Origin of the sequence: Mesorhizobium sp. M1312, assembly GCF_040318115.1 — a bacterium.
GTDB lineage: Bacteria > Pseudomonadota > Alphaproteobacteria > Rhizobiales > Rhizobiaceae > Mesorhizobium.
This window is the reverse complement of record NZ_JAMYLQ010000021.1, coordinates 67,814-92,761: the sequence shown is the minus strand read 5'-3', so window position 1 is coordinate 92,761 and position 24,948 is coordinate 67,814. Positions and strand designations below refer to the sequence as shown.

Annotated in this window: 24 protein-coding genes and 1 pseudogene; 13 read left to right on the top strand and 12 right to left on the bottom strand. The window is 63.5% G+C overall.

All coding sequences use genetic code 11. The annotated features are described in order from the left end of the window. Positions 1-10: 10 nt before the first annotated feature. Both NKH36_RS22590 and NKH36_RS22585 read left to right on the top strand, forming a co-directional pair. The gene (locus NKH36_RS22590; RefSeq protein WP_352962057.1) at positions 11-1,597 is read left to right on the top strand and encodes an ABC transporter permease; all 1,587 of its coding nucleotides are present in this window, start codon (positions 11-13) and stop codon (positions 1,595-1,597) included. Next, positions 1,594-2,676 (top strand): ABC transporter ATP-binding protein, encoded by a 1,083-nt coding sequence (locus NKH36_RS22585; protein WP_352961978.1) that lies wholly within the window; start codon positions 1,594-1,596, stop codon positions 2,674-2,676. The genes NKH36_RS22590 and NKH36_RS22585 overlap by 4 nt, the downstream gene beginning before the upstream one ends. A gap of 30 nt (positions 2,677-2,706) precedes the next feature. Here the strand turns inward: NKH36_RS22585 and NKH36_RS22580 are convergent, their stop codons facing one another. The 5 genes from NKH36_RS22580 to tlpA all read right to left on the bottom strand — a co-directional run bounded on the left by NKH36_RS22580 (position 2,707) and on the right by tlpA (position 7,814). Beyond that, a complete protein-coding gene (locus tag NKH36_RS22580; RefSeq protein WP_352961975.1) occupies positions 2,707-3,774 on the bottom strand; it encodes a sn-glycerol-3-phosphate import ATP-binding protein UgpC in 1,068 nt (355 codons plus the stop codon). A 7-nt stretch (positions 3,775-3,781) separates the two neighbouring features. Continuing rightward, entirely contained in the window at positions 3,782-4,630 is an 849-nt protein-coding gene (ugpE, locus tag NKH36_RS22575; protein WP_352961972.1) for a sn-glycerol-3-phosphate ABC transporter permease UgpE, read from the bottom strand. Between the two features lie 8 nt (positions 4,631-4,638). After that, the gene (ugpA, locus tag NKH36_RS22570; RefSeq protein WP_352962054.1) at positions 4,639-5,523 is read right to left on the bottom strand and encodes a sn-glycerol-3-phosphate ABC transporter permease UgpA; all 885 of its coding nucleotides are present in this window, start codon (positions 5,521-5,523) and stop codon (positions 4,639-4,641) included. A gap of 81 nt (positions 5,524-5,604) precedes the next feature. Beyond that, entirely contained in the window at positions 5,605-6,915 is a 1,311-nt protein-coding gene (gene ugpB / locus NKH36_RS22565) for a sn-glycerol-3-phosphate ABC transporter substrate-binding protein UgpB (RefSeq protein ID WP_352961969.1), read from the bottom strand. A gap of 212 nt (positions 6,916-7,127) precedes the next feature. Continuing rightward, a complete protein-coding gene (tlpA, locus tag NKH36_RS22560; protein WP_352961967.1) occupies positions 7,128-7,814 on the bottom strand; it encodes a thiol:disulfide interchange protein TlpA in 687 nt (228 codons plus the stop codon). Between the two features lie 34 nt (positions 7,815-7,848). Between tlpA and argH the strand changes: the two genes are divergently transcribed. From argH to lysA, 3 genes are all read left to right on the top strand, one after another. Further along, positions 7,849-9,249 (top strand): argininosuccinate lyase, encoded by a 1,401-nt coding sequence (argH, locus tag NKH36_RS22555; protein WP_352961965.1) that lies wholly within the window; start codon positions 7,849-7,851, stop codon positions 9,247-9,249. A gap of 230 nt (positions 9,250-9,479) precedes the next feature. Next, positions 9,480-9,686: a lipoprotein gene (locus tag NKH36_RS22550; RefSeq protein ID WP_254018314.1), complete on the top strand. Its 207-nt coding sequence runs from the start codon at positions 9,480-9,482 to the stop codon at positions 9,684-9,686. A 52-nt stretch (positions 9,687-9,738) separates the two neighbouring features. Further along, positions 9,739-11,007 (top strand): diaminopimelate decarboxylase, encoded by a 1,269-nt coding sequence (gene lysA, locus NKH36_RS22545; protein WP_352961962.1) that lies wholly within the window; start codon positions 9,739-9,741, stop codon positions 11,005-11,007. Positions 11,008-11,101: 94 nt separating this feature from the next. Here the strand turns inward: lysA and NKH36_RS22540 are convergent, their stop codons facing one another. Next, entirely contained in the window at positions 11,102-11,404 is a 303-nt protein-coding gene (locus NKH36_RS22540) for an ArsR/SmtB family transcription factor (protein WP_352961959.1), read from the bottom strand. Positions 11,405-11,454: 50 nt separating this feature from the next. Between NKH36_RS22540 and NKH36_RS22535 the strand changes: the two genes are divergently transcribed. Both NKH36_RS22535 and NKH36_RS22530 read left to right on the top strand, forming a co-directional pair. After that, a complete protein-coding gene (locus tag NKH36_RS22535; RefSeq protein WP_352964586.1) occupies positions 11,455-12,396 on the top strand; it encodes a threonine/serine dehydratase in 942 nt (313 codons plus the stop codon). A 173-nt stretch (positions 12,397-12,569) separates the two neighbouring features. Continuing rightward, entirely contained in the window at positions 12,570-15,218 is a 2,649-nt protein-coding gene (locus NKH36_RS22530) for a TIGR02302 family protein (protein WP_352964583.1), read from the top strand. Between the two features lie 114 nt (positions 15,219-15,332). Here NKH36_RS22530 and NKH36_RS22525 read toward each other — a convergent pair whose 3' ends face one another. Continuing rightward, positions 15,333-16,190, bottom strand: coding sequence for a LysR family transcriptional regulator (locus tag NKH36_RS22525; RefSeq protein ID WP_352961951.1), 858 nt, complete (start codon positions 16,188-16,190; stop codon positions 15,333-15,335). Between the two features lie 279 nt (positions 16,191-16,469). Between NKH36_RS22525 and NKH36_RS22520 the strand changes: the two genes are divergently transcribed. Then, on the top strand, positions 16,470-17,420 hold the full coding sequence (locus NKH36_RS22520; RefSeq protein WP_352961948.1) for a DMT family transporter: 951 nt from the start codon (positions 16,470-16,472) through the stop codon (positions 17,418-17,420). Positions 17,421-17,438: 18 nt separating this feature from the next. Here NKH36_RS22520 and NKH36_RS22515 read toward each other — a convergent pair whose 3' ends face one another. The 3 genes from NKH36_RS22515 to NKH36_RS22505 form a co-directional block, all read right to left on the bottom strand. Further along, the gene (locus NKH36_RS22515) at positions 17,439-17,801 is read right to left on the bottom strand and encodes a response regulator (RefSeq protein ID WP_352961945.1); all 363 of its coding nucleotides are present in this window, start codon (positions 17,799-17,801) and stop codon (positions 17,439-17,441) included. A gap of 63 nt (positions 17,802-17,864) precedes the next feature. Further along, positions 17,865-18,407: a hypoxanthine phosphoribosyltransferase gene (gene hpt / locus NKH36_RS22510; protein WP_352961942.1), complete on the bottom strand. Its 543-nt coding sequence runs from the start codon at positions 18,405-18,407 to the stop codon at positions 17,865-17,867. A gap of 26 nt (positions 18,408-18,433) precedes the next feature. Next, positions 18,434-19,075, bottom strand: a complete 642-nt coding sequence (locus tag NKH36_RS22505) for a hypothetical protein (RefSeq protein WP_352961939.1) — start codon at positions 19,073-19,075, stop codon at positions 18,434-18,436. 192 nt (positions 19,076-19,267) lie between these two features. On the opposite strand from NKH36_RS22505, the gene ftsE reads away from it, so the two are divergent. From ftsE to NKH36_RS22490, 3 genes are all read left to right on the top strand, one after another. Beyond that, positions 19,268-19,927 (top strand): cell division ATP-binding protein FtsE, encoded by a 660-nt coding sequence (gene ftsE, locus NKH36_RS22500; RefSeq protein ID WP_027023302.1) that lies wholly within the window; start codon positions 19,268-19,270, stop codon positions 19,925-19,927. Continuing rightward, the gene (locus NKH36_RS22495; protein WP_352961936.1) at positions 19,920-20,909 is read left to right on the top strand and encodes a cell division protein FtsX; all 990 of its coding nucleotides are present in this window, start codon (positions 19,920-19,922) and stop codon (positions 20,907-20,909) included. Before ftsE ends, NKH36_RS22495 begins: the two co-directional genes overlap by 8 nt. 77 nt (positions 20,910-20,986) lie before the next feature. Next, entirely contained in the window at positions 20,987-21,709 is a 723-nt protein-coding gene (locus NKH36_RS22490) for a YdcF family protein (RefSeq protein WP_352961933.1), read from the top strand. A gap of 25 nt (positions 21,710-21,734) precedes the next feature. Here NKH36_RS22490 and NKH36_RS22485 read toward each other — a convergent pair. Continuing rightward, positions 21,735-22,352: pseudogene (locus tag NKH36_RS22485) on the bottom strand (pyridoxamine 5'-phosphate oxidase family protein); the annotation flags it as partial. A 114-nt stretch (positions 22,353-22,466) separates the two neighbouring features. On the opposite strand from NKH36_RS22485, the gene NKH36_RS22480 reads away from it, so the two are divergent. Next, positions 22,467-22,889 carry a LysR family transcriptional regulator gene (locus NKH36_RS22480; protein WP_352961932.1) on the top strand — a complete coding sequence of 141 codons (423 nt, stop codon included), beginning with the start codon at positions 22,467-22,469 and terminating at the stop codon, positions 22,887-22,889. Positions 22,890-22,968: 79 nt separating this feature from the next. Next, positions 22,969-23,763 (top strand): lysophospholipid acyltransferase family protein, encoded by a 795-nt coding sequence (locus NKH36_RS22475; RefSeq protein WP_352961930.1) that lies wholly within the window; start codon positions 22,969-22,971, stop codon positions 23,761-23,763. A gap of 173 nt (positions 23,764-23,936) precedes the next feature. On the opposite strand, the gene NKH36_RS22470 is transcribed toward NKH36_RS22475, so the two are convergent. Continuing rightward, positions 23,937-24,884: an aldo/keto reductase gene (locus tag NKH36_RS22470; RefSeq protein WP_352962052.1), complete on the bottom strand. Its 948-nt coding sequence runs from the start codon at positions 24,882-24,884 to the stop codon at positions 23,937-23,939. Between the last annotated feature and the right edge of the window lie 64 nt (positions 24,885-24,948).

The following is a 24,948-nucleotide window of genomic DNA, read 5'->3' as shown; positions in this document are numbered from 1 at the left end:
GCCTGAGCTGATGCAGTCTGCGGCCGACCTTGCACGTTCAGGCTTGCCGACCGGCATGGTGGCTGCGCGATGGACGCGCCGGCGGCCCATATCCTGGATTTCGCTCGCCGCCATCCTGATCTCACTTTTCTCCCTGCTGCCGCTTGGCTTCATCATCTGGGTTGCCGTGCAGACCGGCTGGGAGACCGTATCGGCACTGGTGTTCCGGCCTCGCGTCGGTGAGCTACTGGTCAACACCTTGCTTTTGGTGGTGCTCGCGGTACCGATCTGCATCGTGCTCTCGGTGGCGCTGGCCTGGCTGACCGAACGCAGCAGTCTTCCCGGTGCCCGGCTATGGGCCTGGCTGTCGGTGGCGCCGCTCGCCATCCCCGCCTTCGTCCACAGCTACGCCTGGATCACCCTGGTGCCGGGACTGCATGGCCTGTGGGCCGGCGTCCTGGTTTCCGTCGTCGCCTATTTCCCGTTCCTCTATCTGCCGGTGGCGGCTGCTTTGCGCCGGCTCGATCCTGCTCTCGAAGATGCCGCGGCAGCCGTCGGCCTCGGGCCGTGGCGCGTGTTCCGGCGTGTCGTGCTGCCGCAGCTCAGGCTCGCCATCTGCGGCGGCTCGCTGCTGGTCGGCCTGCATCTCCTTGCCGAATACGGCCTCTACGTGTTCATCCGCTTCGACACCTTCACCACGGCGATCGTCGACCAGTTCCAGTCGACCTTCAACGGCCCCGCCGCCAACATGCTGGCGGCGGTGCTGGTGACATGCTGTTTCGTGCTGCTCGGGATCGAAGTGCTGGTGCGCGGCGAGGAGCGCTATGCCCGCGTCGGCTCGGGCGCCGCGCGCCAGCAGCAACGCACAAGGCTCGGCCGCGCCACGATCCCGTGCTTGGCTCTGCCGGTCGCCACCACCCTGCTGGCGCTGGGCGTGCCGTTCGTCACCATCGGCCGTTGGCTCGTGGCCGGCGGTGCCGATGTCTGGCACCTCGATGAGATCGGCCTGGCGCTCGGCCAGACGCTGTTCCTGGCGCTCGCCGGCGCCCTGCTCGCCACCACCGCCGCCATGCCGATGGCCTGGATCTCGATCCGCGCGCCGGGACCGCTGCAGCGTCTTCTGGAAGGCTGCAACTATATCGTCGGCTCGCTGCCCGGCGTCGTCGTGGCGCTGGCGCTGGTCACCATCACCGTGCGCATCGCCTTGCCGCTTTATCAGACCCTGTTCACGATCCTCGTTGCCTATGCGCTGATGTTCCTGCCGCGCGCCTTGATCAGCCTGCGGGCCTCGATCGCGCAGGCGCCGGTCGAGCTCGAACGCGCCGCCGCCAGTCTCGGCCGGTCACCGCTCAAGGCGCTGTGGTCGACGACGATTCGCCTGTCGGCGCCCGGGGCCGCGGCGGGCATGGCGCTGGTGGCGCTCGGCATCATGAACGAATTGACCGCAACGCAGATGCTGGCGCCCAACGGCACCCGCACGCTGGCGATGGCGTTCTGGGCCCACAGCGGCGAGATCGACTATGCATCCGCCGCACCTTACGCCCTCGTCATGGTGGCGATGTCGCTGCCCCTGACCTGGCTGCTCTATGTCCAGTCGAAGCGGATGGCCGGACGATGAGCTTCCTCGAACTCACCGACGTGCACAAGCACTACGGCCCGGTGGCCGCACTGGCCGGTGTCGATCTCAGCGTGACCAGCGGCAGCCGCACCGCGATCGTCGGGCCGTCCGGCTGCGGCAAGACCACCTTGCTGCGACTGATCGCCGGCTTCGAGGCGCCGGACCAGGGCCGCATCGTGCTCGACGGCGAGGTGCTGGCCAATGGCGGCACCGCCGTGCCAGCATATCGGCGCGGCATCGGCGTGGTGGCGCAGGACGGCGCCCTGTTCCCGCATCTGAGCATCGCCGCCAATATCGGTTTCGGCATGCGACATCACGAGGACAAGCGCACCGAGCGCATCGTCGAGCTCGCCTATATCGTCGGGCTCGACAAGGCGATCCTGAAACGGCGGCCGCACGAGCTTTCCGGCGGCCAGCAGCAGCGTGTGGCGCTGGCCCGCGCCATGGCCATGAAGCCGCGGCTGATGCTGCTTGACGAACCGTTCTCGGCGCTCGACACCGGTCTGCGCGCCTCGATGCGCAAGGCGGTGGCCGAGCTTCTGGAGACCGCCGGCATCACCACAATCCTTGTCACGCACGACCAGGCCGAGGCGCTGTCCTTTGCCAGCCAGGTCGCGGTGATGCGCGATGGCATATTTTCGCAGGTCGGCACGCCGCGCGAGCTCTATCTCAAGCCGAAGGACAGGATGGTCGCCGAATTCCTCGGCGATGCCATCATCCTGCCGGCCAAGATCGCGGACGGCTTCGCCAGCTCGCCGCTCGGCCGCATCGCCGTCGACAGCACCGAGCGGCGCGATATCGCCCGCATCATGCTGCGGCCGGAACAGGTGCTGCTGAAACGGATATCGCGCGAAGGCATGTCGGGCACGCCGGACATGCTGTTCGGCGAGGTCACGGAGTCCGAATTCGCCGGCTCGATGTGCACCATCGCGGTGCGGCTCTTGAACAGTCCCGATCCACCGGACGCAGCCGCGATCGGCAACACGCCGTTGATCCTGCGCAAGCCCGGCATGGACACACCCGTGGTTGGCGAGATCGTTCGGCTGACCGTTTCCGGCAAGGCGCATGTGTTTGCCTGAAACGCTCTCGCGTCTCTCGCAGTTCGCTGCTCAATCGACCCGCTTTCCAGCCTGATCGAACCAATGCAGCTTTTCGGCCTTGGCCACGACGCGCAACTGATCACCGGGCTTTGCGGTGGCGCGCCCTGAGACGCGCACGATGATACGGCTGCCCGCTGCGGCGCAGTGAAGAAAGCTCTCGGCACCGACCGGCTCGACCGCTTCGACCGTCGCCGGCAGGACCAGAGCACCGGGCAGCGCCTCCGCATTGAAGGTGACGTCGGCATCTTCAGGGCGAAACCCCAGTGTCACGGCTGGTGTTTCGGGAGCCGCAAAGCCGATCGCCGTGCCGTCAGCCAGTATCGGGCCTGAGGAACTTCCGGTCAGCGCCAGAAGATTCATCGGCGGCGCGCCGATGAAGGAAGCGACGAAGATCGAGGCCGGCTTTTCGTAGATGTCGAGCGGCGCCCCCGTTTGCTCGACCAGTCCGGCGTTCATGACAACAAGGATGTCGGCCAGCGTCATCGCCTCGAGCTGGTCGTGGGTGACATAGACCGAGGTGACGCCAAGCGTGCGCTGCAAATTCTTGATCTCGACCCGCATCTGGCCGCGCAGTTTCGCATCGAGATTGCTGAGCGGCTCGTCGAACAGGAAGACTTTCGGATTGCGCACGATGGCGCGGCCCATGGCGACACGCTGGCGCTGGCCGCCGGAAAGCTCGCGCGGCCGCCGGTCGAGCAGCGCCGAAAGCTCCAGCACCTTGGCTGTCGAGCGCACCCTGCTGTCGATCTCGTCCTTCGGCGTGCCGCGATTGCGCAGGCCATAGGCCATGTTGTCGTAGACCTTCATATGGGGGTAAAGCGCGTAGTTCTGGAACACCATGGCGATGTCGCGCTCGGTCGGACCGATGGCGTTGACCACCTTGCCGTCGATGGCGACTGTACCGGCAGAAATGGTCTCCAACCCGGCGATCATCCTCAGCAGCGTGGACTTGCCGCAGCCGGATGGGCCGACCAGCACGCAAAGCTCCTTGTCGGGAATGGCGATGGAAACGCGCTTCACCGCTTCGACGCCGCCGGGATAAACCTTCTTCACGTCCTTCAGATCGACGGTCGCCATCGGCTTCTCACTTTTCGGATTCGACCAGGCCGCGCACGAACCAGCGTTGCATCAGCACGACCACCAGGATCGGCGGCACGATGGCCAGCATCGCTGTGACCATGACCAGGTGCCATTCGGTGTCGGCATCGGCGAAGGAAACCATCTTTCTCAGCGCGATGACGATGGTATTCATATCGTTGCTGTTGGTGACCAGCAGCGGCCAAAGATACTGCGTCCAGCCATAGATGAAGAGGATCACGAACAGCGCCGCGATGTTGGTGCGCGACAGTGGCAAGAGGATATCGAAGAAGAAGCGCCATGGCCCGGCACCGTCGACTCGCGCCGCCTCGACCAATTCGCCCGGTATGGTCATGAAGAACTGGCGGAACAGCAGCGTCGCGGTGGCCGAGGCGATCAGCGGGATGATCAGGCCAGCATAGGTGTCGATCATGCCGAGATCGACCATTACCTTGTAGGTCGGCAGAATGCGCACCTCCACGGGAAGCATCAAGGTGATGAAGATCAGCCAGAAGAAGGTCATGCGCAGGGGAAAGCGGAAGAACACGATCGCGTAGGCCGACAGGATCGAGATGAAGATCTTTCCCACCGCAACGCCGAGCGCCATGACCGTGGTGTTGAGGAGCAGTCTGCCGACGCTGACACCGCCGATGCGGCCAATACCGCCGAACAGCGCCTCGCTGTAATTGTTCCAGAGCCGACTGCCGGGCAACAGCGGCAGCGGCGGCCTGAGGATGGTTTGCAACGTGTGTGTCGAGGCAACGAAGGTGTAGTAGATCGGAAAAGCCACGATCAATATGCCAAGGATGAGCACGGCATGGGCGATAAAGGTGCGGAGCGGGGATTGGCCGATCATCGCTGCTCTCAACCGTAATGGACTTTGCGTTCCACATAGCGGAACTGGATGGCGGTGAGCGCAATGACGATGGCCATCAGGATGACCGACTGCGCCGCCGAGTCACCCAGGATCAGATTGACGAAGCCGTCATTGTAGACCTTGTAGACCAGCGTCTCGGTGGTCTTGCCCGGCCCGCCGCCGGTGACGGCATGAACGATGCCGAAAGTGTCGAACAGGGCATAGACAGTGTTGACGACCAGCAGGAAAAACGTCGTCGGCGCAAGCAGCGGGAAGACGATGGTCCAGAAGCGCTTGGTCTCGCCGGCGCCATCCATGGCCGCCGCCTCGATCAGCGTTTTCGGCACCGCCTGCAGGCCGGCGACGAAGAACAGGAAATTGTAGCTGATCTGCTTCCAGGCAGCCGCCGACACCAGCAGGATCATGGCGTGGGTGCCGTTGAGCAGCGGGTCCCATGCGATGCCGAGGCTTCTCAGCAAATACGCCAACGAGCCGATCGAAGGATTGAACAGAAACAGCCACAGCATGCCGGCAATCGCCGGCGCCACGGCATAAGGCCATATCAGCAGTGTGCGGTAGAGGCCTTTGCCGCGCACCGCCTTCTCGGCCATGACTGCAAGCAAAAGGGCCACGCCCATCGCAACGATCGCGGTCGCAAGCGAGAACACCACGGTGACCTGGATCGAATTGAGGTAGGCCGGATCGGCCAGTACCTTCCGGAAATTGGCGAACCAGACGAACCTGCTCCTCAGCCCGAACGGGTCTTGCCTGAGCATCGATTGGTAAAGCGCCTGACCGGCCGGCCAGTAGAAGAAAACCAGTGTTATGGCGAGTTGTGGCGCCACCAGCAGGTAGGGCAGGATCTTGTGGGGAAAGACGATGCGTGGAGACAGGCTGATTTCCCTCGCTATCCAGGGGTCGCCCACGCGAGCTCGCGTGGGCGATATTCCAATCGGTTAACCGAGATAATCTCGTCAGTTCTCCAGCGCTTCCTTGATCGCGGCGTTGCCGCGCGTGACCGCATTGTCAAGCGCCTGCTGAGCGGTTTGCTGGCCGGCCAGCATCTTCTCCAACTCCTCGTTCTGGATATCGCGCACCTGCGGCAGATTCGGCAGGCGCACGCCCTTCGAGTTATCGGTCGGCGCCTTGCCCGTCATCTGCAGGATGGGTGTCTCGCGGCCGGGGTTCTTTTCATAGAAGCCTGATTTCTTGGTCGCCTCGTAGGCGGCGAGCGTCACCGGCAGGTATCCCGACTTCTGGTGCAGATATTCCTGCACATCGGTCTTGGACAGATAGGCGAAGAAGGCCGCGACGCCCTTGTATTGCTCGTCCGACTTGTTGCCGAACACCCACAGGCTGGCGCCGCCCGGCGTGGTGTTCTGCGGTGCGCCCTTGGCGTCGGTATCGTAGGGAAGCTGGCCGATGCCATAGTTCATGCCGGACTTGACGATGTCGCCGAGGCCGCCCGACGATTCGGTGAAGATGCCGCATTCGCCGGCAAGGAAGATCTGCTTGGCTTCGGAAGTGCGCCCGCCATATTTGAAGGTGCCGTCCTTGGCGAGGTCTGCGAGCGCCTGGAAGTGGTTGACGAAGATCGGCGCGTTGATCTTGAGTTCGACATCACCGCCGGCCAGACCGTTCTGCTGGGTGGCCCACGACACATCATTCCACGCCGCGAAATTCTCCAGATGGATCCAGGTCAGCCAGGTCGAGGTATAGCCGCATGAGGCGGCGCCGCTGGTCTTGATCTTCTTGGCAGCTTCCCACAGCTCGTTCCAGGTCTTGGGCGGGCTGTTCACGTCGAGACCCGCCTTCTGAAAGATGTCCTTGTTGTAATAGAGGATCGGCGAGGAGGAGTTGTAGGGGAAGGACAGCATGGTGCCGTCCGGCTTCGAATAATAGCCGACGATGCCGGGCAAATACTGGCTCTTGTCGAAGGTCATCCCGGCACCGGTCATCACCTCAGCCACCGGCTTGATCGCACCCTCGGCCGCCATCATCACGCCGGTGCCGACATCGAACACCTGGAGAATATCGGGCGCCTGTCCAGCGCGGAAGGCAGCGATGCCGGCATTCAGCGTCTCGGGATAGGTGCCCTTGAACACCGGAACCAGCTCATAATCGCTCTGGCTGGCGTTGAAATCCTTAGAAATCTTGTCGACGACCTCGGCATTGGCGCCAGTCATGGCGTGCCACCAGCTGATCTGCGTGACGGCGAAGGCGGAAGTGGTGGAAAACAGGGTCAAGGTGGCGGCAACACCGGCCGCGAAGCCGAAGAACTTCATGTTTCATCTCCCGTTTATCATTGGCGAAAGTGGCACCCTCGCAAAGGCAATATGTGCCGCTCGTGACAGTTGGACAACGGTTTTGTTGCGGATCGATGAACTTGATCTCCACCTAAAGTGGTGCACGCTTCGAAATAAGCGCCGATAGAAAGCAATTGAAAAGCCGGCTTACCACTCGAACAACGCGACAGGACCGGCACGATGGCCGGTGCCTAGTCCGACTTGCCAAGCGCCGTTTCGACCAGCCGCTTGGCATCGGGGCTCGACCATTCGGCCGGGCCGTTCATGTGGGCAATCAGGCAACCTTCACCGTCGATCAGCATGGTGACCGGCAGGCCGAGCGCCAGGCCGCGCGTCTTGAGATCGTTGAACAGCGCCATCGTCGAATCACGGTAATAGCCGAGCGCCTCGACGCCGGTTTCCTCGAGGAACTTCTTCGGCTTGGTGTCGTCGCCGACATCGACGTTGACCGCGACGACCTCGAAGGCGTCGCTGCCCATTTCTTTCTGCAGCGCGTCGAGCGCCGGCATTTCGGCACGGCAGGGCGCGCACCATGTCGCCCACAGATTGAGCAGCACCGTCTTGCCGGCATGGCCGGCGAGCGTCATCGGCCTGCCGCCAGGGTCGTCGAAGGCAAGACCTTTCAGCGATTGCGGCGGATCGGCCGGCAACAGTGCGGCAACCTGGCCGGTGGCAGCCGCCGCGACCGTCTTGGCACGGTCGACCTTGGCGGCGCAGGCGACATCGTCCTTGCTGTCGTCAACGGCGACTTGAGCGGGCGCGTTGTTGCCAGAACCGCTCTCGCTGACATATACCGCGACCGCGCCGGCCAGCACGCCCGCCACCAAAGCGGCGAGGATGAGGCGCGGGGCCGGGAAAAATCGATTGCCGTCTGCCATTTTTTAAAACTGCTCCGGAGCACGGGTTATAGCGATGAGCGACAGGAAGGCCAGCAACCAGATGTGGGGCGGACGATTTGCCTCGGGTCCGGCCGCGATCATGGAAGCGATCAACGCGTCGATCTCGTTCGACCGCAAACTCTACGCGCAGGATATCAGAGGCTCGATCGCCCATAGCGAGATGCTGGCGCAAACGGGCATTATTTCGGCGGCCGATCAAGAAAAAATCGCTCACGGGCTGAACACGATCCTGACAGAGATCGAAGCCGGCACGTTCGAGTTCTCGACCAGGCTGGAAGACATCCACATGAATGTCGAGGCCCGCCTTGCCGAGCTGATCGGCCCGGCCGCCGGCCGCCTGCACACCGCCCGTTCGCGCAACGACCAGGTGGCGGTCGATCTCAGGCTATGGGTCAAGGACGAGTGCTTTCGCGTCGCCGAGGCGCTGAAAGGCCTGATCACGGCGTTCCTCGAACGGGCCGAGGAGCATGCGGCGACGGTGATGCCGGGCTTCACCCATATGCAGGCGGCGCAGCCGGTGACCTTCGGCCATCACTGCATGGCCTATGTCGAGATGTTTTCGCGCGACCTGTCGCGTGTTCGCGACGCCATCGAGCGGATGGACGAAAGCCCGCTCGGCGCGGCCGCCCTTGCCGGCACCAGCTTTCCGATCGACCGCCACAAGACGGCCAAGGCTCTCGGCTTCCGCGAGCCGATGCGCAATTCCCTCGACAGCGTTTCGGACCGCGATTTCGCGCTCGAATTCTTAGGGCTGGCGGCAATCTGCGCGACGCATCTGTCGCGGCTGGCCGAAGAGATCATCATCTGGTCGACGCCGCAATTCGGCTTCGTCAGGCTGTCGGACTCATTCTCCACCGGCTCCTCGATCATGCCGCAGAAAAAGAACCCCGACGCCGCCGAGCTGGTGCGCGGCAAGACCGGGCGCGTCACCGGCCATCTGGTCGGCCTGCTGACGGTGATGAAGGGCATGCCGCTGACCTACGGCAAGGACATGCAGGAGGACAAGGAGTCCGTGTTCGATGCCGCCGAGACGCTCGACCTGATGCTGGCGGCGATGACCGGCATGGTACGCGACATGACGGTGAACGCCGCCGCCATGAAAAAGGCCGCCGGGTCAGGCTATTCGACGGCGACCGACCTTGCCGACTGGCTGGTGCGCACGCTTGGCCTGCCGTTCCGCGAGGCGCACCACGTCACCGGCCGTGCGGTGGCGCTGGCCGAGGAGAAGAAAATCGGGCTCGACAGGCTGCCGCTGGAAGACTTGCAGTCCATTCACCCCGGCATCACGGCGGACGTGTTTTCCGTGCTCGCCGTGCAGAACTCGGTGAAGAGCCGCACGAGCTTCGGCGGCACCGCGCCGTCGGAAGTGAGGAAGCAGATCCGGTACTGGAAAAAGCACATCGCCAAGGCGTGATGCTCGTGCGGCGAATCCGAAATTCGCATCACGTTGGAGCAGCGCGGCGAGCAAATTTCAGATTCAAAGCCGCACGAGTTAATTAATGAAATTCTAGTGTGGTTTTGGATTTGAAGTTCCTCAACGCGAATGCCATCAATGCCAGGAACTTCAAATCCACCGCACTAGGTGCAATGCCAGAAAAACTCGGCTAAAAAGCGGCGGGCAAAAGTTTCGGACGGATGGCACGGATGACCGCAAGCAGGATTTTGGTGACGCTCGCGCTGCTGGCGGCGCTGGCAACCGTAACGGCCTGCGGCAGGAAAGCCGGCCTCGACACGCCCTATGAGGCGGCCGTGCAGGCGCGCAAGGACGCACAAAAAGCCGAGCAGCCTGTGCCGCCGGAGCCGGAAAAACCGGTCGAGGACAAGAAGTTCATTCTCGACCCGCTGATCTAGAGCCGATGAGATCGGCCGATCTCATCGTGCTCCAACTTCCGGAACCACTGTTGTGAACCATTTTGACTACCGCGACGGCGTGCTGCATGCCGAGGACGTGGCGATATCCGATATCGCGGCAAGCGTCGGCACGCCGTTCTATTGTTATTCGACGGCGACGCTGACCAGGCATTTTCGCGTGTTTGCGCAGGCCTTTGCCGGGCTCGACGCGCTGGTCTGCTACGCGATGAAGGCGAATTCCAACCAGGCGGTGCTAAAGATCCTGGCAAAACTCGGCGCCGGCGCCGACGTGGTCTCGGAAGGCGAATTGCGCCGCGCGCTGGCCGCCGGCATTCCGGCCAACAAGATCCTGTTTTCGGGCATCGGCAAGACCGCCCGCGAAATGGATTTTGCGCTCTCTGCCGGCATTCTCTGTTTCAATGTCGAATCCGAACCGGAACTTGAATTGCTGTCGGCCCGCGCCACGGCGCTGGGCAAGGTCGCGTCGATCTCGCTGCGCATCAACCCGGATGTCGATGCCAAGACCCACAAGAAGATCTCTACCGGCAGGGCCGAGAACAAGTTCGGCATTCCCTGGCAGAAGGTGCGCCAGGTCTATGCCCGCGCGGCTGAACTGCCTGGCATCAAGGTCACCGGCATCGACACCCATATCGGCAGCCAGATCACCGAATTGCAGCCCTTCGACGACGCCTTCGCGCTGCTGGTGGAGCTGGTCGGCGTGCTGCGCGCCGATGGGCACGCCATCGAGCATATCGATCTCGGCGGTGGCCTCGGCATTCCCTACCGCGTCGACAACAGCCCGCCTCCTTTGCCGGACGCATATGCCCAGATCGTCAAGAAGCACGTCACGAAGCTTGGATTGAAGGTGATGTTCGAGCCGGGCCGGCTGATATCAGGCAATGCCGGCATCCTGGTCTCGCAAGTGATCTTCGTGAAGGAAGGCGACGCCAAGAATTTCCTGGTCGTCGACGCCGCGATGAACGATCTGATCCGGCCGACACTTTACGACGCCTTCCATGACATCAAACCGGTGGTGCAGCAGCCGGCTGCAGCACCGCGCATGATGGTCGACGTCGTCGGCCCGGTCTGCGAGACCGGCGATTATCTCGGCCTCGACCGCGACCTGCCGCGGCTGAGGGCCGGCGACCTGATCGCCATCGCCACCGCCGGAGCATACGGTGCGGTGCAGGCCGGCACCTACAACACCAGGCCGCTGGTGCCCGAAGTGCTGGTCGACGGCGACCGTTTCCATGTCGTGCGCCCGCGCCAGACGTATGAGGAACTGATCGGGCTGGATTCGCTGCCCGACTGGCTGGAATAGACCATGATCCCGAACCGAAGGTCCGCGTCAGCGAAAAGTGGGAACCGGTTTTCGGAAAAGATCATGGTCAAACAAGAATAGAGCGCCTGCAGCGCTACAGCCGGTGCTGAATCAGCGCCCTGGTCTGCGCGATCCTGTCCTCGTCGCGGCGATAGAACGTCCATTGCTTGATACGCTTGCTGCGCAGAAGACCGGCTTGGGTCAGCACCCGCATATGCTCGCTGAGTGTCGCCTGGGTGATTCCCAGCTTTTCCGCGATCAGCAGCGCGCAGACGCCATCCTCGACCAGATCGCCATCCGCTTGGCGTGGAAAATGCGCGCGCGGGTCCTTCAGCCAATCGAGGATTTGCAACCTGCGCTCGTTGGCGATCGCCTTGAAGACATGAACCTCTTGCATTTAGCCATTTTGCTAAGTTACTAAGTAATGTCAACCCTTGGGAGCAGACCATGCTGAACGGCAATATGATCACACGCGAACGCATCGCCGCAATGGAACCGCGGATCCGGCCATTCGTGCGCCACACGCCGGTGCTGCGCGTCGACATGGCCGATTTCGGCCGTCCGCCTCTTAGCATCGACCTTAAGCTCGAATGTCTGCAGCATTCCGGCTCGTTCAAGGCGCGTGGCGCCTTCACCAATCTTCTCGAGCGGCCGGTTCCCAAGGCTGGCGTCGTCGCGGCATCGGGCGGCAATCATGGTGCCGCGGTCGCCTATGCCGCCATGCGGCTCGGCCACAAGGCAACCATCTTCGTTCCCGAAGTGAGCCCGCCGGCCAAGCTGGAACGCATCCGCAGCTACGGTGCCGAGCTGGTCGTCGGCGGCGCGCGTTATGCCGAGGCCTTGGCGGCCAGCGAAGACTTCGCGGAAAAGTCCGGCGCGCTCCAGATTCACGCCTTCAACCAGGAGGAAACGCTTGTCGGGCAAGGCACGCTTGGCCTCGAGATCGAGGCCGACCTGCCTGAGCTCGACACGCTGCTGGTCGCCGTTGGTGGCGGCGGCCTGATCGGCGGCATTGCCGCCTGGTTTGCCGGCCGCATCAGGATCATCGCCGTCGAGCCCGAGGGCGCACCGACGCTCTATCGCGCCTTCGAGGCCGGCCGGCCCGTCGATGCGCCGACTGAGGGCATCGCCGCCGATTCGCTGGCGCCGAAGCGCGTCGGCGAAATGATGTTTCCGATCGCCGAAGCCTTCGTCGAGCGTTCCATACTGGTCAGCGACGATGAGATCATCGCCGCGCAGGCGGCGCTTTGGGACCGGGTGCGAATCATCTCCGAGCCGGGCGGCGCCGCGGCCTTCGCGGCGATCCTGTCCGGCCGCTACGCGCGGGCTGCGGGCGAGCGTGTCGCCGTGCTGGTCTGCGGTGCAAACGCCAATCCGGCTAAATTCTGACGAGAACAGGGACGGTATTGTTCACGTTTTCGGGAACCGCCTCGCCTTCGCCGTGTTTGTTGATATGCTTCGAGTGACGTGCACCTAAGACTTTGAGTCCTTCGCATCCGATTTTCGGGCCGGTGCGATAGATTTGTGAGGTTCGGGTTATCCCGCCCGAACAGGAAGGGCCGATGACGCAACGACCCACCATCACCAGCGATCGCAGCCTGGCCGGGCGCCTTGCCCTGAGCCGGCTGGCGACGCGGGTTTCGATGACGGTCGAGCGTGGCTGGCCGTTGCTGCTTCCGCTGGTCATTGTCGCCAGCCTGTTCCTCAGCGTCTCGTGGCTCGGCCTCTTCCTTCTGCTGCCCGACACGGTGCGCATCGGCCTCATGGCAGTGTTCGGCGTCGCAGCCCTTGCCGCGCTCTATCCCCTGCGTTTCTTCCGGCTGCCGACCAGCGCCGAGATCGACCGGCGCATTGAGGCCGCCAACCAGTTGCTGCACAGCCCGGTGCTGGTGCAGACGGACCGGCCGAGCGGCAGGGAAAGCATTTTTTCGCAAGCTCTGTGGCGCGAGCACCAGAAACGCATGGCCGAAAAACTCGGCAACCTCGGTGGCGACCTGCCACGCACCCGGGTGCCGGAGCGCGACCCGTGGGGGCTGCGCGCCGTGGCGGCGCTTTTGTTGGTCACCGCTTTTGCCTTCTCCTTCGGGCCGTCGGGCGGCCGCATAGCAGACGGGTTCAGTGCCCACGCTGCGCGCGACGCGGTGCCGCCGCGCATCGACGCCTGGGTGACGCCGCCGGCCTACACCGGCAGACCGCCGGTCTTCCTCACTTCTCCAGCCCTCGCCAACCCGGCCCTCGCCAATAATGGCAATCAGGCGGCGTCCACCTTCACCGTTCCGGAAGGCAGCGATGTGTCGCTGCGCGTCACCGGGGGTTCGGGCGAGGAAACGCTGAGCTACGCCGACGCCGACGGCAACGCCCGCACCATCGAGCCGGCCGGGCAGCAGGCTGACGCGGCCAAGCCGGCGGCGGCAACGCCCTCCACGGCAACGCCCTCCACGGTGCGCCAGTTTACCGGAAAGCTGACGGCCAACGGCACGCTGACGCTGAACTCGGGCAATGACGAACTCGGCAACTGGGCGTTCGCGGTGATCCCTGACCAGCCGCCGCAGATCCGCTTCGTCGGCGAGCCGAAACGCGCCGTCAATGGTTCCTTCGAACTCAACTACCAGATCGACGACGACTATGGCGCGGCCTCCGCCAAGGCGGATTTCGTATTGGCCGACCCGCCGGCGCCGAATGCGCATCCGCTCTATGGCCCGCCCGAAATGCCGCTGACGCTGCCGCGTCGCGGCGCCAAGGGCAATGCCGCCAAGACCACGAAGGACCTGACGGAGCATGTCTGGGCCGGCGGCAATATCAAGCTCAGGCTTATCGCCACCGACGATGCCGGACATACGGCAACCAGCGAAACCAAGACGCTGGTGATGCCGGAGCGGCCGTTCTCCAATCCGCTGGCGAGGGCCGTGATCGAGCAGCGCCGCATGCTGGCTCTCGACGCCAACGCCAAGAGCCGCGTGCTCGACCTGATGGACGCGATCACGCTCAGGCCCGAAGACACGTTCGACAACATGGCGCACTACCTCGCCATCATGAGCGCCCGCACCCGATTGAAGATGGCCGACAACGACGACAAGCTGCGCGACGAGGTCGCCTATCTGTGGGAGATCGCGCTCGGCATCGAGCAAGGCAATCTTTCGGAGGCAGAAAGGCGGCTGCGCCAGGCGCAGCAGGCGCTGCAGGACGCGATCAAGAACGGCGCCAGCGACGAGGAAATCGACAAGGCGATGAAGGAACTGCGCGAGGCGATGAACCAGTTCCTGCAGGAATTCGCCCAGCGTGCGCAGCAGAATCCGAATGCGCCGCAGATGCAGCAGAACGGCCAGGAGCTGCGCCAGAGCGACATCGAACGGATGATGGATCAGATCGAAAACCTGGCGAAGTCCGGCGACCGCGACAGCGCGCAGCAATTGCTTTCGCAACTGCAGGACATGATGAACAATCTGCAGGCCGGACGTCAGCAGCAGGGCGGCCAGCAGAACAGCGAAATGCGCCAGCAGATGGACAAGCTCGGCGAGATCATGCGGCGCCAGCAGGAGATGATGAACGAGACCTTCCGCATGGACCAGATGCAGCGCGGCCAGCGCCAGCGCGGGGAGAACCGCGACGAGCAACTCGGCGAGAACGGTGAGCAGGGCCAAATGGGCGAACAGGGCGAGCGGCCCGGCCCAGGTGAAGACCGCGATCCGCTCGGCCGGCCGAAGCCGATGACGCCGCAGGAATTCGCCGATGCGCTGAAGCAGTTGCAGGAAGGCCAGGGCAAGCTGCAAAGCGAGCTCGACCAGCTGAGGAAGGGCCTCGAAGGCATGGGTCTCGAGCCCAATGAAGGATTTGGCGAGGCCGGCAAATCCATGGGCAACGCCGAACAGGCGCTTGGCGACAGCGATGGCGACCAGGCCGTCGGTCACCAGGGCCGCGCGCTGGAAGCGTTGCGCAGGGGCGCCAAGGACATGATGAAGCAATTGCAGGCCATGCAGGGCGACGAGGGCGACGGCGAGCGGGGCGGACGCCAGCAGAATGCCGACCGCGATCCGCTCGGCCGGCCACGTGCCACCGAGGGTCCCGATTTCGGCGAGTCGGTGAAGGTGCCGGACGAGATCGACGTGCAGCGCGCCCGCCAGATCCTCGAAGCGATCCGCAAGCGGCTCGGCAACGCGCTCAGCCCCGACATCGAGCGCAGCTATCTGGAGCGGCTGCTGGAGCTGAAGTAAAGCCGCCGTGTTTTAAAGCGCGTCGCATTTGAATGGATTCATGCAACGCGCTTTAAGTTCTTTTTTATGCATGTCGGTATCGCAAAACCGCTGCGCACTTTTGCGCGACATGCATTAGCGGTTGGTGAACGCCTCTCGGATCGCCTCTTCCATCCCGTCGATGGCCTCGCCGGACGCGTTCGGATTGCGCCGCAGCACCACATTCGAGGAATCGATGTCGCCGAACCCGTCGGCTGCCGTAAGTTCGCGGCAACCGGCCGGGATGTTGCTGCGCGAGATCGGCGCGATCGCCAGCCCGGAGGTGACGGCGAGCCGCAGGCCGCCATTGGTATCGCTGGTATAAGCGACACGATAGACGAGACCGCGCTGCTCCAGCGACTTGATGGCGAAATCCTTGCACCAGCCGGCACGGTTGTAGAGCGCGATCGGCACCGGCCGCTCCTCATGCATGTGATGCAGCTCCGACGTCACCCACACGGTCGGGTCATGCATCAGCACCTCACCGCCGGAGAGATCCTGCCATTCGAACACCACCGCCAGGTCGAGCTCGCCGGCGGCGAGCGCCGCGATCTGCGCACCGGAATGAGCGTAGCGGACGGTGATGTCGACCTGCGGATGGCGCTTGGCAAAGGCGCCGAGCGCGCGCGACAGGATCGCGTGGCCATATTCCTCCGGAATGCCGATGCGCACCGGCCCGCCAAGCGGCGCTGCGACCATCGATGCCGCCGTCTCATCCAGCAGCGACACGATCCGGCGGGCGTTGACGATGAGTTCGCCGCCGCGGCGCGTCAGCGCCACACCACGCGAGCCGCGCTCGAACAGGCTGTCGCCGACCACATCTTCGAGCTTCTTCATCTGCATCGAAACCGCCGATTGGGTACGGCCGGCCTGCTCCGCCGCCTTGGTGAAATTGCCGGTGTCGGCAACCGCGACGAAGGTGCGCAGCAGATCGCTGTCGAGCGTGGGCTTCATTTGTCCGCCATAAGAAAATCTGATTGCTGGCATCATTCCAATTCGTTTGCAACATGTCAAACGGCGGATAATAGTCGCTTCACCCATTGGATATGCGGCTGCGAAATCGGCTGCGGACCAATCAGTCCTCACTCGTACCCGCTGCCCGAAACGGTGGCGGGTTCTTTTTGATGCATGTCGCCCAAAAGTGCTCAGCGGTTTTGGGACAACGATATGCATAAAACAAAAATTAGGCGGGCCCGGCTCTCGGGCCGCACACGCAAGGAGCCGTCGAAAAACATGCAGAACCGGATCGTCCTCGGCATGACAAGCCTTTGCCTCGGCGTTCTGGTGTTCTCGCTCCAGGACCCGCTGATCAAGGCCGTATCGAGCACTTATCCAGTGACCGAGGTGATGGCGATCCGCTCGCTCGTCGCCCTGCCCATTCTTCTTGTGCTGGTTCATGCCGATGTCGGGCTCAGGGCGATCTTTTCGAAGCGATTTCGCATGCTGACGATGCGCGCCTTCATCCTGTTCACCTCCTACACCGTCTATTACCTGGCGATCGCCGCCCTGCCGCTTGCCGACGCGGTGGCACTCTATTTCATGGCACCGCTGTTCATCATGGCGCTTGCCGTCCCTTATCTCGGCGAACGGGTGGCGTGGCAGACGCTGGTCACCGTCATGGTCGGGATGCTGGGCGTGCTGGTGATGTTGCGGCCCGGCGCCGGGCTGTTCGACTGGGCGGCGCTGCTGTCGCTGGCCTCGGCGGTGCTGTACGGTTTTTCGCAGTTGATGGCCCGCAAGATCGGCGACACCGAATCATCCACTGTCATGGCGTTCTATCAGAACGGCGTCTATCTCCTGGGCGCTGCAGCGGTCGCCGGGCTGTTCTGGCTAGCAGGAATTGCTCACGCCACGCATCCGAGCCTCGAATTCCTGGTCAGGCCATGGATCTGGCCGACGCCGATCGATTTCCTGACGATGGCCGCCTGCGGCTTCGTCGCTTCGGCCGGGATGATCCTGTTGTCGCAGGCCTACCGGCTGGCGCCCGCCAACAGCGTCGCTACCTTCGAATACACCGGCATCATCTGGTCGCCGCTGTGGGGTTTCCTGTTCTTTGCCGAAGTGCCGCGATCGACCACCGTGGTCGGCGCCGCCCTCATCATCGGCGCCGGTCTGTTCGCGCTCAATGCCAGCCGGCACCGGAGCAGCGCGCCGGCAATCGCGGCGACCTGCGATCCGGCCTGACCGCGGTTAGGCTTGGATTCAGGCGAGCGCCTTTTCGACACGCGCGCGGATTTCGGCCAGCGTGAACGGCTTTTGCACGACGTCCACAATGACACCGTTCAATTCCTCGGCGCGTTCGCACTGGTCGGCATAGCCGGTCATCAGCAAGATCTTCATCGCCGGAAAAAGCCACGCCGCCGCTTTGGCCATTTGGATGCCGTCCATTTCCGGCATCCGGATATCGGAGACGACAAGGTCATAGCCGCCACGTGCTGCGCGGATCAGGGCAAGCCCTTGCGCGCCGTCGGCGGCGATGTCGATCATATGCCCGGCGCGTTCGAGCGCGCGGGCGGCGAGGGTGCGGACGGACTCATCGTCCTCGACGATCAGGAGCTTTGCCATAGCGGAATGTTTGGCGGGGAAAAGTTGACTTTCCCTGAACCGCAAACGGCATCGAAGATAAATCTAGGCGTCGCCCTTGACGACGCCGACAAACGGCAGTTCGCGAAAGGCGTGGGCGACATCCATGCCGTAGCCGACGACGAAATAGTCGGGGCAGTCGAAGCCGACATAGTCGGCGTTGAGCGCGGTCTGGCGGCGCATGCGCTTGTCGAGCAGCACGGCGATGGCGCAGCTTTTGGCGCCGCGCGACAGCATCAGATCGCGGGTGAAGGACAGCGTCTTGCCGGATTCGAGAATGTCGTCGATCAACAGCACGTCGCGGCCGGCGACCTCATTATCGATGTCGCGCAGCACCCTCACCTCGCCGCTGGTGGTGCCGGCGCCGTAGCTGGAGATGAAGATGAACTCGACCTCAGGCGACAGGCCGACATCGTGCATGGCGCGGATGAGATCGGCGGCGAAAATGAACGATCCTTTCAGCACCGAAATCACCAGAAGGTCCTGATAGTCGCGCCCGGCGATCTCCTTGGCGAGCTCCAGATTGCGGCGGGCAATCGCCGACGCCGAAAACAGAACCTCGATATCCTTGCCGCGCACGACTGGCATTGGCAGCCTTTCCAGAAATGATCGCCCTAGTTGGCGAAGGTGACCGAGACGGTCTTGACCCCGTTTCTAGGCACGTCGAGCCGGCTCGAAAAGCCAAATCTTTCGCCGGGCGCCAGCGAACGGTTGAATGTTCCCAGCGTATAACGGGTTGTGCGCCTGTCATTGCCGGTGACCCGGATTTCCAGCGGCGGCAATGGCAACGGGCTGGCGCCGTCATTCGCGGCCTCGCCACCGACGAACAGGACAGGTTTCGGCCCGGACGCATCGATACGCGACGTAACGCCTGAAATGGTGAGTGCAGTGCCCGTTTCCTGGGCTGCGAGAAGAAGCGGCGCCTGGCGCACCAGCGCGTGCCCGCCCGAGATCCAGAAGGCTGCAAACGCGGCACTGAGGCCGGCGATCCAGAAGATCGGCCCGCCGCGCGCCCGCAGCCGTTCCATCGCAGCTTTGGGCTTGCGCAGCATGTCCATGCCTTCGAGCGATGGCGTGGCGATCACGCGCGAAAGCGGCGGTGAAGGGTCCATGCTGGCGGTGCGGCGCGGCAGGACCTCATAGTCGGCATCGACGATGTCGTCGGCCGGATCACGCATGATGCGTTCCGGCGTGGCGGCCATATCGGCCATGATTTCGCCGGAAACCGGGCGCGCGGTTCGATCGTCAGCCATCACGGCCCCAGCACTACGGCACTTGTTCGCTCTTCGTTTCTTTTTCGTAAACGGAAATGGTTAACGCTTCCCCACCGGAACCCTTGTGACGCGCTCAAAAAACCTCAGAATTAACCGCCGGTTAACCATGCCGGCCGATGGTCTCTTCTCAGAGAAGGCTGGCTCATCGCCGCCGCAAGTTTCAGGTCGTCGAACGTGATCCGCTTCGAAAATGTCGGCCTCCGCTATGGCATGGGTCCGGAAATCCTCCGCGACATTTCCTTGCACATACCGGAGCGCTCCTTCCAGTTCCTGAGCGGCCCTTCGGGCGCCGGCAAGACGACGCTGCTGCGGCTTTTGTTCATGTCGCTCAAGCCGACGCGTGGGCTGATCACCATCTTCGGCAAGGACCGCTCGCGCATCTCGCGCGCAGAGCTGCCGCATCTGCGGCGGCGCATCGGTGTGGTGTTCCAGGACTTTCGCCTGCTCGACCACATGACGACCTATGAGAATGTGGCCTTGCCGCTGCGCGTGCGCGGGCGCGAGGAGGCGAGCTACCGCACCGACGTGACCGAGCTCTTGAAATGGGTCGGCCTTGGCGAGCGCATGCATGTGCTGCCGCCGGTGCTGTCGGGTGGCGAGAAGCAGCGCGCCGCAATTGCCAGGGCGCTGATCGAGCAACCCGAGATCCTGCTTGCCGACGAGCCGACCGGTAATGTCGATCCGCCGCTGGCGCGACGCCTGCTGCGGCTGTTCATCGAACTCAACCGGCTGGGCACCGCGGTGGTGATCGCGACGCACGACCTCGGCCTGATGGAACAGGTCGACGCGCGGCGCATGATCCTGGCCGGCGGAAGGCTGGATATCTATGACTGACCTTTCCGTTCAACACGTCGAAGACCAGCACGCCGGAAAGGCTGCGACGACGCAGCGCGTTCAGCGCAAGATGGCGCCGATCGTGCCGGCGCAGAACATTGCCGGCCGGGCGCTGGTCCTAGTGATCGCCATCATGACGTTCCTGTCCTGCCTGACCTTCGGCGCGGTGACGCTGGTGCGCGACACCGCGTCGGTCTGGGAGAACCAGATCTCCCGCGAGGCGACGATCCAGATTAAGCCGATGGACGGCCTCGACATGGAGGCAGCACTTGCCCAGGCCTCGCAGATCGCCGGCGAATTTCCTGGCGTGAAGAGCGCCAGGATCGTCGACCGCGATGCCACCGCGCGGCTGCTGGAGCCGTGGCTTGGCTCGGGTCTCAACATCGACGACCTGCCGGTGCCGCGCCTGATCATCGTCACCATCAACGAGAGCAACCCGCCTGACTTCGCCGCCATGCGCGCCGCAATCACACCGAAACTGCCCAGTGCAGCACTTGACGACCATCGCACCTGGGTCGACCGGCTGGTGGCCATGGCCCGCACCACGGTGACCATCGGCATCGCCGTGCTGGCGCTGATGCTGTCGGCAACCGTGCTGACCGTGGTGTTCGCGACGCGCGGCGCCATGGCCGGCAACGGCCACATCATCGAGGTGCTGCATTTCGTCGGCGCCGAAGCGCGCTTTATCGCGCGCGAATTCCGCCACCATTTTCTGGTCACCGGCATGAAGGGCGCAGCCGCCGGGGGTGCGGCGGCGGTGCTGGTCTTCATCGTCTTCTCATGGTGGTCGTCGCGCAACATGGCAACGCCGGAGGCCGATCAGGCGACTGCACTGTTCGGCAATTTCGCCATCGGTTCGGCGGGCTATCTCGGCGTCGTTCTCATGGTGCTGGTCATCGGCGCGCTGACGGCGACAACCTCCCATGTCACCGTCGTCACCTATCTCAGCGACATCGATGTCCGCCAGCCGGACGCGGGGTGATCACGAATAGAGAATTAGCGTAACGTAATGTGTGCTTTTTGACCTACTAAACGCCGCATTTCAGGGTTAACGATAAGATGATGGACGCGCGCGAGTCGACTGGAACGGCTGGACAGTTGCCCTTGGTGATTGCGCCTTCCCGTGAGCGCGCCGACCCTAGCCGATTGGCGAGCGCATTGCGCATCTCCGCTTTCTTTCTGCTTGTGCTGGCAACGCTGTTTGCCGGCGGCTTCGGCTGGTTCGCCAACACTGTCAGCCGTCTCGCGACCCCTACCAATCCGGCAAAAGCCGATGCCATCATCGTGCTGACCGGCGGCCATTCGCGGCTCGACGCCGCTATGGGTCTGCTTGCGTCCGGCAAGGGCGAGCGGCTGCTGATCAGCGGCGTGCATCCTTCCGCCAGCCGCCGCCAGCTTCAGGTCGCGACCCGCGGCGACAAGAAATTGTTCTCCTGCTGCGTCGACATCGACCGCGCCGCGCTCGACACGATCGGCAATGCCGAGGAAAGTGCCAAGTGGGTGGAAGACCACGCCTATGGCACCGTGATTCTCGTGACCAACAACTATCACATGCCGCGCAGCCTGCTGGAAATGGGCCGGCTGCTGCACAAGGCCAAGCTCGAGCCCTATCCGGTGGTCAACAGCAATCTTGGCAATGGCGGCTGGCTGACCAAGCCGAGGGCCCTGCGCGTGCTGTTCACCGAATACAACAAATATCTGCTGGCGCTGGCGCGCGGCATCGTGCCGGTGAAGCCAACGCCAACCGGCATCGCGCTGGCCGAGGCTGCTGCACCGAACTGAGCCTGTCGTTATTATTCTTGACCGTGGCGCTTGAAGCTCCGCGCAGGCGCGCGATCTCCTGTTCGAGCCATTCGATACGCTTGTCCCGCTCGGCCAGCGCCGCCGCCAAATCGGCCGCTTCGAATCGTTGTGGAATATGCTGCGGGCAATTGGAATCCCAAGCCGAAACCGTGAACAGGATGATTTGCTCGGGGCGCGCCTTGTAGCCTTCCGGCATCAGCTTCGCCATCAGTTCGGCGTCGTCCTCCACGACGTGCGCACTGCCCCAGATCTTGATGCGCTGCCGGTGCGCATAGTCGATCAGGAACAGGAAAGCGCGGGGGTTGTCGTCCAGATTGCCCTGGGTAATGAATTGCCTGTTGCCGGAGAAATCGGCGAAGCCGATCATCCGCTTGTCGAGCACCTTGAGGAAGCCGGCCGGCCCGCCGCGATGCTGGATATAGGGCTGGCCGTCACCATTGGCCGTCGACAGGAAGACGCTGGTCTGCGCCTCGATGAAGGCGGCGAGGTCGGGCGTGATATCAGCTTGCCAGCCGCCGCGCTCCTCGACGCGGGCATAGGCCTCACGTGAGCCTTTGCGGGCCTGGATCGCCTTGACGGTTGGCGTAAAGGCGACATCGCTGATGAAGGCTTGAGCATTCATGGAACCTCCTTTGCAGGCAGAGCTGCGAGCCATAGTCAGCAAAAGATAAGGCCTTCCATCCTTCGGATGTAGATGTCATAGCTGCAACTGATCCTTCCATTTACCGGGAGAAGCATGGATCGCCTCGAGGCCATGTCGCTGTTCGTCGCCGCAGCGGAGGCTGGCAGCCTTTCGGCCGCCGGACGCCGTTTCGCCATTCCACTTGCAACGGTCAGCCGCAAGGTCTCCGACCTGGAGCGGCATCTGAAGACACGTCTCCTGAACCGCTCGACGCGCCAGCTGACGCTGACCGACGCGGGTCACGCCTACCTCGCTGCCTGCCGTCGCATTCTCGACGAGGTCGGCGAGGCCGAGCGGACCGCCGCCGGACGGTCGGGCACACTCCGAACCGTGCTGGAGGCATTCGAGCCGCAACCATGGCCGGTCAGTCTCGTGCACGCCGGCCAGGGTCTGCTGCCAGTGAAACTGCGTGCGTTCCTCGACTTCGCCGCCCCACGCCTGAAGAAACGGCTGGTGCAAGCGACCTGGCAGGCCTGACGAACGGGCTATCACACCGTTTCCTTTTTGCCCGCGCTTGGTGTAACCAACGCACACCTCCTCACCGGGCTCTTCCTGCATGCTTTATGTCCGCTCGCTGGCGTTCAACTTCGTCTTCTACGTGAATCTGATCGTCCAGATGATCCTCTGGACCCCGTACTATTTCCTGTCGCCGCGCCACCGCGCCTGGTTCGTGCCGAAATTCTGGTCCCACACCAGCATGTGGCTCTACGACAAGATCGCCGGCACCAAAAGCGAGATCACCGGCCAGGAAAACCTGCCCGAGGGTTCCTTCATCCTGGCGCCGAAGCACCAGTCCTTCTGGGACGCGATCGCCTTCTTCCCTTTCCTGCAGGATCCGATCTATATCCTGAAGCGGGAACTGACCTGGATCCCGTTCTTCGGCTGGTACATCTTGAAAATGCGGATGATCCCGGTCGACCGCGGCAGCCGCTCGAAGGCGCTGAAAGCGGTGGTCGCCGCGACCAGGCAGGAGCTGGCGCGCAATCCCCGCCAGCTGATCATCTATCCCGAGGGCACGCGGCGGGCGCCGGGCGACGAGCCGGCCTACAAATACGGCATCGTCGAGCTCTATACCCAGCTTGGCGTCCCGGTGGTGCCGGTCGCCCATGTCGCCGGCCTCTACTGGCCGCGCCGGAAATTCCTGCGCTATCCCGGCACGATCAAGGCCCGCTTCCTGCCGCCGATCCCGGCAGGGTTGGGCAAGGAGGAATTCATGGAAAGGCTGATCGGCGAGACGGAAGCCGCCTGCGACCAGCTGCTCATCGAGGCATCCCGCGCGCCGAACCCGCCGCCCCTGCCGCCGACGGCGGTGAAGCGGCTGAGGGAACTGGGCTTCGATACCCCGGCCTGAATCATCTGCTTGTCGACGGTCTTTACGAACCACAGCCAGCGCCGTCGTCAAAACCAGCGTCGCCGCGAACGTCAGATTGATAATCCGCGAGGCCAGCGGTTTGCGCAGGAAGCGCAAACGCCACGCACGGTTCTTGGCTGCTGTTTGATCAAGCCGCCGCTTCGCGCTGGCTTCTATGCACTCGCGCTGTCGAGCTCGGCGATATCGTCCGGACTGAGACTCAATGGTGCAGCGCGGACGAGGCTGTCGACCTGGTCCGGCGTCGTGGCGCTGGCGATCGGCGCCGTGACGCCGGGCCGCGCGATCACCCAGGCGAGCGCCACTTCCGCCTGCTTGGCCGCGTGACGCGCCGACACCGCGTCGAGTGCCGCCAGGATGCGCATGCCGCGTGCGTTGAGGTAGCCCTTCACGTCGTCGCCACGCGCGCTTTTGCCGAGATCGACTTCGCTACGGTACTTGCCGCTCAAAAACCCTTTGGCGAGGCTGAAATAGGTGATGACGCCGATAGCCTCGGCCATGCACAGATCGCGGAGCGGCCCATCGAAGGCGGCGCGGTCATAGAGATTGTATTCCGGCTGCAGCACCGCATAGCGCGGCAGACCCCGCAGGCTTGCCACATCGAGCGCGGCGCGCAACTGGCCGGCATCGAGATTGGAGGCGCCGACGTAGCGGATCTTGCCCTTGGCGAGCAGCTTTTCGTAGGCGCCGAGCGTTTCTTCGTAGGGGGTGGTCGGGTCCGGCCAGTGCGACAGATAGAGATCGACGACATCGGTCTGCAGCCGCTTCAGCGACGCGTCGATGGCCTTTTCGACATAGGCGGCGGAGAGATCTTTCCTGCCCTGCCCCATATCCGACCCGACCTTGGTGATCACCACGACCTTGTCGCGGTTGCCACGGCTCTTCATCCATTTGCCGATGATCGTTTCGGATTCGCCGCCCTTGTTGCCGGGAACCCAGCGCGAATAGGAATCGGCGGTGTCGATGGCGTTGAGGCCAGCGCCGACGAAGCGGTCGAGCAGGTCGAAAGAGGTTTTCTCGTCGGCGGTCCAGCCGAAGACGTTGCCGCCCAGAACCAGCGGCGCGATGGACAGGTCGGTTTGACCGAGACGACGTTTCTGCAGAACTGATCTCCGTGGGGAATGGAAAGAATGGGGCGAAAAGCCCTCGCTTAACCTAGGTCTTACC